This is a genomic window from Leptolyngbya sp. FACHB-1624, from assembly GCF_047649235.1.
Taxonomy (GTDB): Bacteria; Cyanobacteriota; Cyanobacteriia; order Leptolyngbyales; family Leptolyngbyaceae; genus Leptolyngbya; species Leptolyngbya boryana.
The window spans coordinates 3,472,006-3,486,994 of record NZ_CP180258.1 but is presented as its reverse complement, the minus strand read 5'-3'; the positions used below and the strand labels follow the sequence as shown (position 1 = coordinate 3,486,994).

Genomic DNA, 14,989 nt, shown 5'->3' with positions numbered 1-14,989 from the left:
CTGTTCGACGATCGGTAAGCACATTGCTAGATTCAGAGTATAGTTTCTCCAAGCGGATAACCGCGATAATCTAGCTTAGAGCGGCAGTTATTGAGAGCGAGATTTTGAGGTAAAACATGATTGCTCAAATCGAGAAAAGAAATTACACCGCCGAAGAGTACCTAGAACTAGAGCTTACATCTGAAGCCCGCAGCGAATATCGCAATGGAGAAATCGTCCTGATGACAGGTGGAACGCCCGATCATAACGACATTTCCGGCAATCTCTATGTTGTGCTAAAAACTGCCCTGAAGGGAAAGACCTATCGGACTTTCTACGCCGATCAACGCCTCTGGATTCCAGCCGTTAGTCTCTATACTTATCCCGATATCATGGTTGTGCCAAAGCCGATCGAGCTTCAAACAGGTCGAACTGATACCGTGATGAACCCCTGTTTCATTGCCGAAGTCTTATCGAAATCAACTCAGAATTATGATCGTGGCGAAAAATTCCTTGCTTATCGATCGATTCCCAGTTTTCAAGAGTATCTCTTAATTGATCAGTACAGAATTCACGTCGAACATCACGTTAAGACTGCTACTAATCAATGGCTGTTCTCAGAATATGACGATCCAACGGTTACTTTGACGTTGGGAGCCGTTGAATCTCAAGTTCAAATTGCAGAACTCTACGAAAATATTGACTTCAACCAAGGTTAAAAGAACAAATTTAGGCAACTTACAGAAAAAAGGAGCGATTGCAGAAATAGCGATCGCTCCTTTTTTCAACTAAGCCGAGACAGCTACCTTCTCAACATCTGGGTTTGCTTCCGGCGTATCTTTCTCAGACGGCGGAACCACTTGCCAGAACTTCGGCAAATACTCCGACCAGTTCGCCAAAACAGCTTTCGCTTTCGGGCTACCCGTATGCTCAACATGAGCCTCAAGTAGTTCTTTTAACTGTTGCTCACCCGCAGGCGCGACAACTCGCTGAACTTTGACAATCTCAGGATTGACTTTCTCTTGGAAGCTACCATCTTCATCCAAGAAATAAGCTAATCCCCCAGTCATCCCTGCGCCAACGTTCCGACCTGCTCGACCGAGAACGACGACCACGCCGCCTGTCATATATTCACAGCAGTGGTCACCCACACCTTCAACCACAGCTTCAGCCAGAGAGTTACGAACTGCAAATCGCTCACCCGCTTGACCATTCGCAAACAGTCTGCCGCCTGTCGCACCGTAAAGGCAAGTATTACCAATGATCACATTCTGAGATGGATCATACGTTGCTTCAGGAGAGGGTTTGATAGCAATCTCACCGCCATGCATTCCTTTACCGACGTAATCGTTTGCTTCTCCAACGAGATTCAACGTCATACAAGGTAAGTTAAACGCACCAAAGCTTTGACCCACCGCTCCGGTAAAGTTTAGAGTGACCTGACCGCTGAAGCCAGAGTTACCATATTGTTTCGCGATCGCTCCTGCAATCCGAGTGCCAACCGTTCGATCTGTGTTCACGACTTCAACGGATTTGGTCACATCTCCTTGATTCTGGATCGCAGCTTGAAGATTTGGATCACTGAGCAATTGATCATCCAGAACAGCACCATTGCTATGCACGGTTTCGTGATTTAGCCAAGTGCGATCGCTGCGAGTATCCGGCAACTGAGTCAAACAATCCAAGTTCAACAGTTGAGTTTTGGTCAGATTCACACCCTCTCTAGGCTTGAGCAGATCGGCACGTCCAATAATTTCATTCAGGGATTTGTATCCTAAACGAGCCAAGAGCGATCGTACTTCTTCCGCGATAAACAAGAAGAAATTCACAACATGCTCAGGTGTGCCAGGGAAGCGTTTGCGAAGTTCTTCTTTTTGACTTGCAACACCGACTGGGCAGCTATTGGTATGGCAAATTCGAGCCATGATACAGCCTTCTGCAATCATCGCGATCGAGCCAAATCCATACTCTTCAGCACCCATCAGCGCGCCCATGACAACATCCCATCCCGTCTTGATGCCGCCATCAACGCGCAGAATCACACGATCGCGCAATTGATTTTCCATCAAGACTCGATGCACTTCGGTTAAGCCCAATTCCCAAGGACTTCCAGCGTGTTTGATTGAGCTGAGAGGAGATGCACCTGTACCGCCATCATGTCCAGAAATTTGAATGATGTCAGCATTCGCTTTGGCAACCCCAGCGGCGATCGTACCGATTCCTACTTCTGCAACCAATTTCACGGACACTTGAGCCAGCGGATTGATTTGGTGCAAGTCGAAAATCAGTTGGGCAAGATCTTCGATCGAGTAAATGTCGTGATGCGGAGGCGGAGAAATCAGCGTTACTCCGGGCTTCGATCGACGCAGGAGAGCAATGTAAGGACTGACTTTCGGCCCAGGTAATTGTCCACCTTCACCCGGTTTTGCACCTTGAGCCATCTTGATTTCGATTTGCTTCGCGCTCATCAAATACTCAGGCGTAACCCCGAAACGCCCTGATGCGACTTGCTTAATCGCAGAGTTTGCGGTGTCACCTGTCTGCAGCCCTTTGAGGTGCGGCAAGAGCGGAGATGTCCCGTTCTCAACTTCGTTCAAGATCTTGTATCGAACTGGGTCTTCGCCGCCTTCACCAGAGTTGGACTTACCGCCGATCCGATTCATCGCGATCGCTAAGACTTCATGCGCTTCACGAGACAGAGCACCAAGAGACATTCCGCCTGTGCAGAAGCGTTTCACAATGTCGATCGCGGGTTCTACTTCGTCGATCGAGATAGCTGTGCGATCGCTCTTGAAATCGAGTAAATCTCTCAATGCCGTGAGCGGACGACCGGCTAAATGCTTCTGATAGAGATCGTAATGATCCGGATTCTTCGTTCTCACAGCTTGGTGCAAGTGCTTCGCCATCTCTGGACTGTTCATGTGATACTCGCCGCCTGGACGGTATTGCACAAAGCCAAAGTTTTCCAGCTTCTTGGTTGTCAGCTCAGGGAATGCCTTGCTATGGAAGGAGAGAATTTCTTGAGCCAGTTCCGCTAAGGTCAAACCACCCAAGCGTGAAGCTGTTCCGAAGAATCCAGTATTGAGTAAATCGCCCCCAATTCCGATCGCTTCAAAAATCTGTGCGCCTTGATAGCTCGAAAGCAGCGAAATTCCCATTTTCGAGAGAATCTTCAGCAAGCCATCTTCGATCGCTTTTCTGAAATTTGCTTGAACGGCTGCAATGCTGGCAGATTTAATTTTTCCACGTTCCATCAAAGCCTGAGTCTTAGAATCTGACCACCACTGACGAACAGATTCCAAAGCTAAGTAAGGACAAACTGCACTCGCACCATACCCAATTAAGCAAGCGAAATGATGCGTACTCCAAGCTTGGGCCGTATCGACGACCAGAGAAGCTTTCATCCGCAAGCCTTTCTGAATCAAATGATGGTGAACAGCTCCCACTGCCAACATGGGCGGAATGTAGCTGTAGTCCGCATTCAGTTGAGTTGGATTGCCAGATTGATCTAAGCGATCGCTCAAGACCAAAATCTTGCTTCCGGATCGCACTGCTGCCGTCGCCTGCTCACATAAGCGAGCCACCGCAGCTTTCAAACCTTCTGGGCCTGCTGCGACTTCAAATAAAGTCGAAAGATTTGCAGTCGCCAAACCCGATTCACGAATCTGATCTAACTCAGGTTCAGTTAATACTGGAGAATCAAGTAAGAAGAGATTTGCGCCATCTGAATTAATTTTCAGCAGATTTCCGCGCTCACCTAGCTGCATCGTCAACGACATGACGAGTTTTTCGCGCAGTGGATCGATCGGCGGATTCGTCACCTGAGCAAAGCGCTGCTTGAAGTAGTCATACAGCAAATGAGGACGCTCAGACAGCACCGCAAGGGGAATATCATCCCCCATACAGAATGTTGGCTCTTTACCTTGAGCCGCCATGTCTTGGATGACCATTTCCAAATCTTCCAAGGTGTAGCCAAAGGCAGTTTGATGCGTCAGCAGCGATTTTGCATCCAATGCCGTTGATTCCAAGAAAGCTTGAGATTGCAGCGTTTTACGATTTTGCTTCAACCACTCTCCATACGGATGAGCGCTGGCAATACGTTGCTTAATTTCCCAGTTTTTCAGCACTTCATGAGATTGCAAATCGAACGCAATCATCTGTCCTGGGCCGAGCCGCCCTTTCTCAATGATTTCAGATTCTGGCAGATCTACAACGCCCGCTTCTGAACCGACAACAAAGTAGCCATCGCGCGTAATGCTGTAACGCGCTGGACGCAAGCCATTACGATCGAGAGTTGCTCCAACGATTTTTCCATCGCAAAATGCCAGCAGTGCAGGGCCATCCCACGCCTCTTGTACACCGCTGTTGTATTCATAGAAATTGGTGATTTCAGGATGATCTGCTAGTTCGGGCTGGTTCTTATACGCTTCTGGAACCATCATCATTAGCGCTTCGACCGGGCTACGTCCAGATCGCACTAACAATTCCATCACGTTGTCCAAATTCGCGGAATCACTGTTGTTGGAATTCACAGTTGGTTTGAGCAGATCAATGCGATCGCCCCAAACCTCATGCGCTAAGTCCGCTTCTCGCGCTCTCATCCAGTTGACGTTGCCAAGCTGGGTGTTAATTTCGCCGTTATGACCGAGCAATCGCATCGGCTGCGCGAGTTGCCACTTCGGCATTGTGTTGGTACTAAACCTGCGGTGATACAGCGCGAAGGTGGTTTTGTATTCTGGATTTTGCAAGTCGAGATAAAACTCGCCTAAAATCTCCGATCGCACCATGCCCTTGTACACGATCGTCCGCGTCGAGAAAGAGCAAACATAAAGCTCATCAAATCCGGCTTCAGGTCTTACTGCAAGTGTGCGATGAATGCGTTTGCGAGCAACATAAAGCTTGCGCTCTAATTCTTCATCGGCAACTTCAGACTGCACAATTAACTGTTCAATCAGCGGCTGATTGTCTCGAGCTTGAACGCCTAAAACTTCGGGTTGGACTGGAACGCTTCGCCAACCTAAAAGGGTCAGCCCTTCTTCAGCAATAATTTTCTCTGCGACCTGTTTTGTTTCAGCCGCGATCGTAGAATCTTGTGGCAAGAAAACCATGCCGACTCCGGTATAACCAATTTTAAGAGTTACACCGCGATCGCTTGCCCATTGATTCAGAATCTCCCAAGGAATTTCTGCCATCACACCCGCGCCGTCTCCGGAGTCTTGATCCGCGCTGCATCCGCCCCGATGCTCCATACAAGACAGGGCAATCAGCGCTTTGGACATCAGATCATGACTGGCTCGACCTTGCTGATCGACAATAAAACCAACTCCACAGGCATCGCGTTCCTCGACTAACCAGCGCTGCCCTGCATATCCATTCGAGATTGACTGAGATTCATTCGGAGACGGAACACTTGCTTGACTCATGGGTGGATTGATTCGATTCATTTCAATGAGAATTTGAGGGTTAGAACGGAGAGCGCTGGGACTTGAGAAACTTTTATGAAGAAAGGAGAAGAACGATCACATAAACTTAACAATCAAGGAAAAGATTCTGCTCGTCAAGCAGTTCTGTAGCCACGCTTACCTGTGACGAAGGCATCGTAAAAGATCTATCACAACAAAACAGCCAAATCTGTTGCCAAACCTCAAGTCTGAGAAACCATTCACTCGTTCATGGTGATGTCAGATTTATCAGAGCTGAACTAGCCAGCCTATACCCAATCGCCGAAGAGATCTTAGCTTGACTGAATTTTTATAAAGACCGGATTAAGAATATTATAGAAAATTTTGACTTCTGACAATCCCTGTAAAATTGCGGTTTCAACTGAAATAGACTGACGTTCTCAGCCCAATCGCTTTGCTGAGCCAGTAGATTCCCATAAAGTCCCCTGAGGAAAGTTATGGTTTGTTGATAGTTTCACCTTTGGACGATCGCAGTAAAATACCGCAGGTATTGCGGAATCTCTTTCACGAAATCTTGTCTAGATGACTTCTCCCAAATTTGGTTTCTACGTCCTAGCACTTCTCTCTTTTTCACTTCCTGCTCGGGCTGATGCCCCTGCAGCTCTTGATTTTAACGTGGCGCAACAATCCGTTCCCCAAAGAGTTCCTGCTTTGAATTTCAATGTTCCAACGGCTCAAGGTACTCAAATTAATTTGAATGGCGTAACCATCAGCGGAAATTGGATGCAATGGCAGGGAAATCGCGTCGGAATCAGTGATGCCATCATTCGTTCTCAATTCGGAGCGGAGCTTCTCAGTACAACCGATGCTACTCGCCAACCTGTGCAATGGTTCTCTGAAGCCGTTTTACCAACTCGACTCACACCACCCCTGCGATATTTGGATGTTACAGATCTCGCCCAAAAGTACGGGTGGCAACTGCAAATTAGCGGCAATATTCTCCAGATTTCGACTCCAAAAGCAAACCTGACAGCGATTCAGCAAGAGCAACTGGCTGGAAACGTCGATCGCATTACAATTTCGCTCGATCGCCCAATTACCTGGCAAGCTGATCCGCAGTCGAATGAACTTGTTTTAACATTCGATGCTCAGGCGGATCAGAACCGGATTCAAGCGTTTAAGCCGACGCCATCTTTTCGACTTCGTTCTCTCAAAGTCGAACCGACGCCAAACCGAACAACGGTTCGGCTCGGTATTCCCATTGGGTTCAGACCTCGAATTACCACGCTTTCCAATCCCGATCGTATCGTCATCGATATCGGTTCCAACTTTCTCAGTGACAGAGATATCCTCTGGACAAACGGCTTACTCTGGCGGCAAAGATCCTTAACTGTACGATCGAATCAATTCCCGATCGTTTGGTTTGAAGTAAATCCACGTCAACCGGGTCTCAGCATCCGCCCGATTTTGCCCAATGCTACAATATTGACGGGAACCCTACCTTTATTTACCACGGCTCAACAGTCCCTCACTTCAGCAGCCATTAACGGTGGATATTTCAATCGCAATAATCAGCTTCCTCTAGGAGCAATTAAGGTAAATCAGCGATTTGCTTCTGGTCCAATCTTGAATCGGGGGGTTGTCGGCTGGGATGCAGCGGGAAATTGGAATTTCGATCGCTTAAGACTTCAAGAAACTCTCATTCTCAGTTCGGGTCAACGCTTCCCTTTAACTGCTCTAAATTCTGCTTATGTTCAAGCTGGGATTGCCCGGTACACCGCTGATTGGGGCAGCACTTATACGACTTTAACCGATAATGAAATTCTGCTCACTGTCCAGAATAATCAAGCGGGAACTCAGCAAGCCGCAGAAAAAGCGGGAACGGTCATTCCGTTGCCAACGACTGGATATTTGCTCGTTTTTCGATCGAATCGAACCGCTGCCGCATCTTTCCCACCTGCAACGCCAATTCAACTAGAAAGTATCTTTACTCCTTCTGACCTCGCTGCTTTTCCCAATCTGATTGGCGGTGGACCACTTCTCATCCGTGACGGTCAAATCGTTCTCGATGCTCGACTCGAGCAATTTAGTGATGCTTTCATTCGAGAAACGGCAGCTCGAAGCGCGATCGGACAAACTTCTGACGGCAGAATTCTCATTGTTACTGCTCAAAATAATGTTGCAGGTCTAGGCGCGACACTCAGTGACATGGCAGACATCATGCAGCAATTAGGTGCGGTCAATGCGTTAAATCTCGATGGAGGAAGTTCAACCACGCTTTATCTAGGAGGACAGTTGCTCGATCGACCTCCTCGTACTTCTGCCCGTGTTCATAATGGAATTGGCGTTTTTATCCAGCCCTAACGCCTCTTCGCCCTTCTTCACCGATTAAGCAATTTAAGTCAAGACTTCGTGAAATCTTCGCAAATCGTCCACTATAGACAAGCGAGTTCTAGATTGGTCTGTTAGGCTTCTTGGTTGGTAATCCAATCGGTGAAGTCAAGCAGTACGACTTCGTTCCTAAGTTTTAGAGGAGGAAAAACGGTGGCTCAGGCTCAAGAAAAGACCCCAACCCTTACTTTATCGCCAACTGCTTTGAAGTCGGTGGGTGCTTCCGAACTCCGTCCTTGGGGTTCGTTTACAGTTCTGGAAGAAGGTCGTGGCTACAAGATTAAGCGGATCGAAGTCAAACCTGGTCATCGTCTTAGCTTACAGATGCATCACCACCGCAGCGAACACTGGATTGTAGTTTCCGGGACAGCAAAGGTTGAGTGTGGCGGTGAAGAAATTACCCTCAGCAGTAATCAATCGACCTATGTGCCTCAATGCACGACCCACCGCTTAGAAAATCCTGGCGTCATTCCTCTAATTCTGATCGAAGTTCAAAACGGCGAATATCTTGGCGAAGACGACATCGTAAGATTCCAAGACGACTACTCCCGCGCTAACTAAATCTTATTTATTTTCTAGAGGGGCAATTCTACCGGGATTGCCCCTCTATGTTTTTGGAAATTCCAATCGCGGTACGATAGGAACACAAAATTTTGCATCCAATATCGTGCCAGTTCTATAAAGTCCCAGTTCAAGGACAATCACCCTAGAAATGTAGTGAACTGGTGCGGGTTGTTAATTCTAGGAAATTCCATGATCAACTTAAGCCCTTCGGCGATCGCCGAAGTCCAACGCCTTCGCACCCGCCACTCTACTCCTGACGCTCTTTTCCGTCTCCAAGTCATTCCAGGCGGATGTGCCGGACTTGCTTATGAAACGAAATTCGATCTTGAAAGTAGGTCCGACGATCGCATTTTCAATTGTCACGGCATCCAAGTCGCGATCGATCCACAAACCGCCACTTATTTAACTGAATTAACGATCGACTTTTCAGAAGACTTAATGGGCGGCAGTTTCCGCTTCCATAACCCCAATGCTAAAAAAAGTTGCGACTGTGGGGTCTCCTTCTCGGTAAACGAGAGCTAGAATAGATAGGCTTTACATTCCGAAAATGTCGATCGTTCTGGATTTCCCAAAAAAAGGGTTTGACAGGCGTATCGATCCATTGGTATGTTTAGTGATCGTTGAAAGTCGGAGCAGTCTCGAAACTGCATTCTCCAATACATTTTAGAAGATGCCCACCATCCAGCAACTCATCCGAGATGAGCGCAGTAAAGCTAAGAAGAAAACCAAATCCCCGGCTCTGAAGAGTTGCCCTCAGCGTCGTGGAGTTTGCACACGGGTTTATACCACTACGCCGAAGAAGCCGAACTCGGCTCTGCGTAAGGTGGCGCGGGTTCGTTTAACTTCAGGATTTGAAGTGACAGCGTACATTCCCGGTATCGGTCACAACTTACAAGAACACTCCGTTGTGATGATTCGGGGCGGACGGGTAAAAGACTTACCTGGTGTCCGCTACCACATCATTCGCGGAACTCTTGACACGGCTGGTGTAAAAGACCGCAAACAAGGTCGTTCTAAGTACGGCGCGAAACGTCCGAAACCAGCGGCTGCTAAATAAGCACGCTAAAATTATCTGCTTAATAAAGAACCTCGTCGCTCACATCTATGAGTCAATGAGGTTCGTTTGTTAGCGATCGAAGGTATTGATAGAAAACATCTCACGGCTTTCTGTTCTGCGATCGCGCTTTTGTCGGTCAACTATGCTGGTTGAACCTCAATCCATCGTTGTTTTTCTTGAAGGCTCATTATGTCTCGTCGCGTCGCAATCAAAAAGCGTCCCATTCCTGCGGACTCGGTACACAATTCCCGTCTCGTCACCATGATGGTGCGGCGGATTATGAAAAGTGGCAAGAAATCTCTCGCCACTCGCATTGTTTATGATGCGTTTGAAACGATCAAAGAGCGCACTGGCGCTGATCCGCTCGAAACCTTTGAACGGGCTGTAAAAAATGCAACGCCACTCGTCGAAGTGAAAGCGCGTCGGGTTGGTGGTGCGACTTATCAAGTTCCGATGGAAGTGCGAACCGATCGAGGAATCGCGTTGGCCTTGAGATGGTTAATTCAATTCGCACGGGCGCGGGCAGGAAAGTCCATGTCAGCGAAACTGGCGAATGAATTGATGGATGCTGCAAATGAAACCGGAAGCGCAATTCGTAAACGCGAAGAAACGCACCGGATGGCAGAAGCAAATAAAGCATTCGCGCACTATCGCTATTAAAAAGTATAGAATCTTAACAGACGCACAGACGCAGTAGTGTGATTTAAACCCAAGACCCTTTTCACAGATGCTAAGGAGGTAGCTGTGGCTCGTACCGTCCCGCTCGAAAGAGTAAGAAACATCGGGATCGCCGCGCATATTGATGCGGGCAAAACAACAACAACAGAACGGATTTTATTTTACTCCGGCATCGTCCATAAAATTGGCGAAGTGCATGAGGGGACAGCCACAACGGACTGGATGGAGCAAGAGCGGGAGCGGGGAATCACAATTACCGCTGCTGCAATTAGTACTCAATGGACTCGTCGCGATGCAGACAAGCCGAACCAGCCCGGTGAAGGCGAACTCGAACACAAGATCAACATCATCGACACGCCTGGACACGTAGACTTCACGATTGAAGTTGAGCGTTCCATGCGAGTTCTAGATGGCGTAATTGCTGTGTTCTGTTCCGTGGGTGGCGTTCAGCCCCAGTCCGAAACTGTGTGGAAACAGGCGAATCGCTATAACGTTCCCCGCATGGTGTTCGTTAACAAGATGGACAGAACTGGCGCAGACTTCTTTAAGGTCTACGGTCAAATTCGCGATCGCTTAAACGTTAAATACGCTGTTCCAATTCAAATTCCGATCGGTGCTGAAGATCAATTCAAAGGCATCATCGACTTGGTTCGGATGAAAGCGTACATCCACAAAGACGATTTAGGTCGTGAAATTGAAGTCACCGATATTCCTGAAGATCTCAAAGAGAAAGCTGAAGAATTCCGCACGATTCTGATCGAATCCGTTGCAGAAACCGATGAAGCTCTACTTGAGAAGTACTTCGCTGGTGAAGAACTGACCGAAGAAGAAATTAAAGCTGCAATTCGCAAAGGCACGATCGAAGGAATCGACGGAGAATTTTTTGTTCCGCTGCTTTGTGGTTCTGCCTTTAAGAACAAAGGCGTTCAGCAGATGCTCGACGCAGTCTTGGATTACCTTCCTTCCCCGATCGATATTCCGCCGATCCAAGGAACGATGCCGGATGGAAGCCTTCAAGCTCGTCCGCCGAAAGACGATGCACCTTTGGCTGCACTCGCTTTCAAAGTCATGACCGACAAGTTCGTGGGTCGCTTAACCTTTGTTCGCGTATACTCTGGTGTGCTTGCGAAAGGAAGCTACATCTACAACTCGACCAAAGGTAAGAAAGAGCGCGTCTCTCGTTTGATCATCTTGAAAGCAGATGAGCGGATTGACGTAGACGAACTCAGGGCTGGTGATTTGGGAGCGATTCCTGGATTGTCCGACACGCTCACGGGTGACACTCTTTGTCCTGAAGGCGACAACATTGTGCTTGAGTCGCTGTTTATTCCTGAGCCTGTGATTTCGGTTGCAGTTGAACCGAAAACCAAAGGCGATATGGAAAAACTTTCCAAAGCGCTCAAGGCACTGTCTGAAGAAGACCCGACGTTCCGCGTCAGCATTGACCAAGAAACGAACCAAACTGTAATTGCCGGAATGGGCGAATTGCACTTGGAAATCTTGGTCGATCGTATGCTTCGCGAGTTCAAAGTTGAAGCAAACGTCGGTGCGCCTCAAGTTGCTTACCGTGAAACGATTCGCAAAGCTGTCAAAGCTGAAGGCAAATTTGTCCGTCAGAGTGGTGGTAAAGGTCAATATGGTCACGTTGTGATCCAGCTTGAACCCGGCGAAGTCGGAAGCGGATTCGAGTTTGTCTCGAAAATCGTAGGTGGTACAGTTCCGAAGGAATATGTCGGTCCTGCTGAGCAAGGGATGAAAGAAGCTTGCGAAAGTGGGATCGTTGCGGGCTATCCATTGATTGATGTGAAAGCAACACTCGTCGATGGTTCGTACCACGATGTAGACTCTTCTGAAATGGCGTTTAAGATTGCTGGATCGATGGCGATTAAGGATGGCGTTATGAAAGCCAGTCCGGTACTCTTAGAGCCGATGATGAAGGTCGAAGTTGAAGTGCCAGAAGACTTTCTTGGCAGTGTAATGGGGAATCTGATCTCGAAGCGTGGGCAAATTGAAGCTCAAGGTGTCGAGCGCGGAATCGCCAAAGTCACCACCAAGGTTCCACTGGCAGAAATGTTTGGATATGCTACGGATATCCGATCGATGACTCAGGGACGCGGTACTTTTACAATGGAATTTAGCCATTACGAGGAAGTACCTAAGAACGTCGCTGAAACCATCATTGCGAAAAACAAAGGGAACGCTTAATCAGGAAAGAGGAATTGTAATTCATGGCACGCGCAAAGTTTGAACGGACTAAACCCCACGTTAACATCGGCACGATTGGTCACGTTGACCACGGTAAAACGACGCTGACGGCTGCAATCACGATGACCCTATCAGCTCTGGGTCAAGCAGCGGCTCGGAAGTATGAAGACATTGATGCAGCTCCGGAAGAAAAAGCACGGGGTATCACCATCAACACCGCTCACGTGGAGTATGAAACTGAATCCCGTCACTACGCTCACGTAGACTGTCCTGGACACGCTGACTATGTGAAGAACATGATCACGGGTGCGGCTCAGATGGACGGCGCGATCCTGGTGGTATCGGCGGCTGATGGTCCCATGCCCCAAACTCGCGAACACATCCTCTTGGCTCGTCAGGTTGGCGTTCCCCGTCTGGTTGTCTTCTTGAACAAGAAAGACATGGTGGATGATGAAGAACTGCTCGAACTCGTAGAACTTGAAGTTCGCGAACTTCTCAGTTCTTACGACTTCCCCGGTGACGAAATTCCTATCACCGCAGGTTCTGCTCTCCAAGCAGTTGAAGCGATGACCGCGAACCCCAAAACCAAGAAGGGTGAAAACGAGTGGGTTGATTGTATCTATGCGTTGATGGATTCCGTTGACGAATACATTCCGACTCCTGAGCGTGATGTTGACAAGCCTTTCTTGATGGCGGTTGAGGACGTATTCTCGATTACAGGTCGGGGTACGGTTGCAACGGGTCGGATTGAACGTGGAAAAGTCAAGGTTCAAGACGAAGTTGAACTCGTTGGTATTCGTGACACTCGCAAGAGTACTGTAACGGGTATCGAAATGTTTAAGAAGTCCTTGGATGAAGGGGTTGCTGGTGATAACGCTGGTATTCTTCTCCGTGGTATTCAGAAGGCTGACATTGAGCGTGGGATGGTCTTGGCTAAGCCAGGTTCGATCAAGCCTCACACCAAGTTTGAGTCTGAAGTTTACATTCTGAAGAAAGAAGAAGGCGGCCGTCACACTCCGTTCTTCCCTGGCTATCGTCCTCAGTTTTACGTTCGTACAACTGACGTAACTGGAACGATCAGCGACTTCACGACTGACGAAGGTGGCGCAGCAGAAATGGTGATGCCCGGCGACCGCATCAAAATGACGGTTGAATTGATCAACCCGATCGCAATTGAAGAAGGAATGCGTTTCGCAATCCGTGAAGGCGGTCGTACTGTTGGTGCAGGTGTTGTTGCTAAGATCCTCAAGTAAATCTTAGTTGACTAGCTTGAAGCCCCCAGTGGAGTACTCCACTGGGGGCTTTGCTTTTTGCGCTTCAAAATTGATCGCAATCGCAATTGGTTGCTCGATCGACAAGATGAAGGTCACGGACTATTGCTCGCTTTCTAGAGCAATGCCTTGATTTGAGCTTGTATCGCAAAAAATATCCTATGTATCACACCCTAAACGCCCCGATCGACCTTCTGCCGATTGCATAAACATAAACCTAATTCGTCCTGCCCAAATCCTTGCATCAGTTTATTTCGCCGCTTATGTTCAGCCTTTAGACAGTCATCAACTGTCGCACATCAATTTGAATATTTGGGAAAGACAATGGGCTGATTACTCCAGAAGTGACACTAACTTCTGATTGATACTCTCCATTTACTGGAATGCGAAAAACAATCAATTTCTTGTCACGCAGATTAATCACCCAATATTCAGCAATGTTTACTTCTGCATAGATTTTGCGTTTAATCTCCAGATCTTTCGTCAAGCTTGACTGGGCATATTCAATGACCCAAAATACATTTTCTGGATAAGGATGATGCGCTAGATAAATTTGATCAAGGGGTTGAACGATCGCAATATCTGGTTCTGGCTCTGATGCATTCGGCAACGTGATCGGTTTTGCCTCTCTGACATAAGCGAGTTCAGGAAGTTCCAATAATCGTCTGAGGTAACGAGCGGCTCTATCACTGTAATAAGCATGAGGTGTCCCTTCAGGCGACATCAGAACCAATTCTCCTTTCAACAATTCGATCGCTTGATCCTCAAACACGCCAGCTTCTACTGCTTGATGGTAACGGTCGATTGTCCATTGGTAAGTTGCGATCGTCATCTGCCTCGCTCCACTTGAACCTGGTTCTATTTTACTGAGAATTCACTGACCGTATGTTGCTCACTGCTGATCAAGTCAGTCGATCAAGGTTTCTTGAGAAAAGAGCGAGTCTGAAGCGTTTTTAGCGCTACAATATTTTACTGGCGCGATCGCGCGTCCACATCTGAACCATTGACAACTTGGGAACTTAACTTCAAATGGCAACGATTCAACAGCAAAAAATTCGGATTCGTCTGAAAGCGTTCGATCGACGTTTACTCGATACATCTTGTGAAAAGATCGTCGATACTGCAAACCGCACGAATGCCACTGCAATTGGCCCTATTCCGCTCCCGACTCGCCGTAGAATCTATTGCGTTCTGCGTTCTCCCCACGTTGATAAAGACTCGCGTGAGCATTTTGAAACTCGCACTCACCATCGCTTGATTGATATCTATCAACCTTCTTCTAAGACCATTGATGCCTTGATGAAGCTTGACCTTCCCGCTGGTGTTGATATTGAAGTCAAACTCTAGAACTTTGAAAGGATGTGAGTGATCACATCCTTTAATTTTTTAAAGATGTTTACATTTCTCAATAACAGATCCGTTAGAGTAGAGTAAGCACCCTC

The 14,989-nt window shown here is 47.7% G+C and carries 11 protein-coding genes; 9 read left to right on the top strand and 2 right to left on the bottom strand.

Annotation, left to right across the window (positions count from 1 at the left end):
- Positions 1-116 precede the first annotated feature (116 nt).
- On the top strand, positions 117-698 hold the full coding sequence (locus ACMUEV_RS16380; RefSeq protein WP_190652350.1) for a Uma2 family endonuclease: 582 nt from the start codon (positions 117-119) through the stop codon (positions 696-698).
- A 69-nt stretch (positions 699-767) separates the two neighbouring features.
- Here the strand turns inward: ACMUEV_RS16380 and gltB are convergent, their stop codons facing one another.
- Positions 768-5,402: a glutamate synthase large subunit gene (gene gltB / locus ACMUEV_RS16375; protein ID WP_206753993.1), complete on the bottom strand. Its 4,635-nt coding sequence runs from the start codon at positions 5,400-5,402 to the stop codon at positions 768-770.
- A 561-nt stretch (positions 5,403-5,963) separates the two neighbouring features.
- On the opposite strand from gltB, the gene ACMUEV_RS16370 reads away from it, so the two are divergent.
- From ACMUEV_RS16370 to tuf, 7 genes are all read left to right on the top strand, one after another.
- Entirely contained in the window at positions 5,964-7,745 is a 1,782-nt protein-coding gene (locus ACMUEV_RS16370; RefSeq protein WP_190652348.1) for a phosphodiester glycosidase family protein, read from the top strand.
- 180 nt (positions 7,746-7,925) lie between these two features.
- Positions 7,926-8,333, top strand: a complete 408-nt coding sequence (locus ACMUEV_RS16365) for a cupin domain-containing protein (protein WP_017288036.1) — start codon at positions 7,926-7,928, stop codon at positions 8,331-8,333.
- Positions 8,334-8,525: 192 nt separating this feature from the next.
- Positions 8,526-8,858 (top strand): HesB/IscA family protein, encoded by a 333-nt coding sequence (locus tag ACMUEV_RS16360; protein ID WP_017288037.1) that lies wholly within the window; start codon positions 8,526-8,528, stop codon positions 8,856-8,858.
- Between the two features lie 148 nt (positions 8,859-9,006).
- Complete coding sequence (gene rpsL, locus ACMUEV_RS16355; protein ID WP_017288038.1) at positions 9,007-9,393, top strand: 30S ribosomal protein S12; 387 nt, start codon at positions 9,007-9,009, stop codon at positions 9,391-9,393.
- A 189-nt stretch (positions 9,394-9,582) separates the two neighbouring features.
- On the top strand, positions 9,583-10,053 hold the full coding sequence (rpsG, locus tag ACMUEV_RS16350) for a 30S ribosomal protein S7 (RefSeq protein WP_017288039.1): 471 nt from the start codon (positions 9,583-9,585) through the stop codon (positions 10,051-10,053).
- 84 nt (positions 10,054-10,137) lie between these two features.
- Positions 10,138-12,276 carry an elongation factor G gene (gene fusA / locus ACMUEV_RS16345; protein WP_017288040.1) on the top strand — a complete coding sequence of 713 codons (2,139 nt, stop codon included), beginning with the start codon at positions 10,138-10,140 and terminating at the stop codon, positions 12,274-12,276.
- Positions 12,277-12,299: 23 nt separating this feature from the next.
- Positions 12,300-13,529, top strand: a complete 1,230-nt coding sequence (tuf, locus tag ACMUEV_RS16340; protein WP_017288041.1) for an elongation factor Tu — start codon at positions 12,300-12,302, stop codon at positions 13,527-13,529.
- Positions 13,530-13,821: 292 nt separating this feature from the next.
- On the opposite strand, the gene ACMUEV_RS16335 is transcribed toward tuf, so the two are convergent.
- Positions 13,822-14,379 carry a Uma2 family endonuclease gene (locus ACMUEV_RS16335; protein ID WP_190652347.1) on the bottom strand — a complete coding sequence of 186 codons (558 nt, stop codon included), beginning with the start codon at positions 14,377-14,379 and terminating at the stop codon, positions 13,822-13,824.
- A gap of 206 nt (positions 14,380-14,585) precedes the next feature.
- On the opposite strand from ACMUEV_RS16335, the gene rpsJ reads away from it, so the two are divergent.
- Positions 14,586-14,894 (top strand): 30S ribosomal protein S10, encoded by a 309-nt coding sequence (gene rpsJ / locus ACMUEV_RS16330; protein WP_239741349.1) that lies wholly within the window; start codon positions 14,586-14,588, stop codon positions 14,892-14,894.
- Positions 14,895-14,989: the final 95 nt, after the last annotated feature.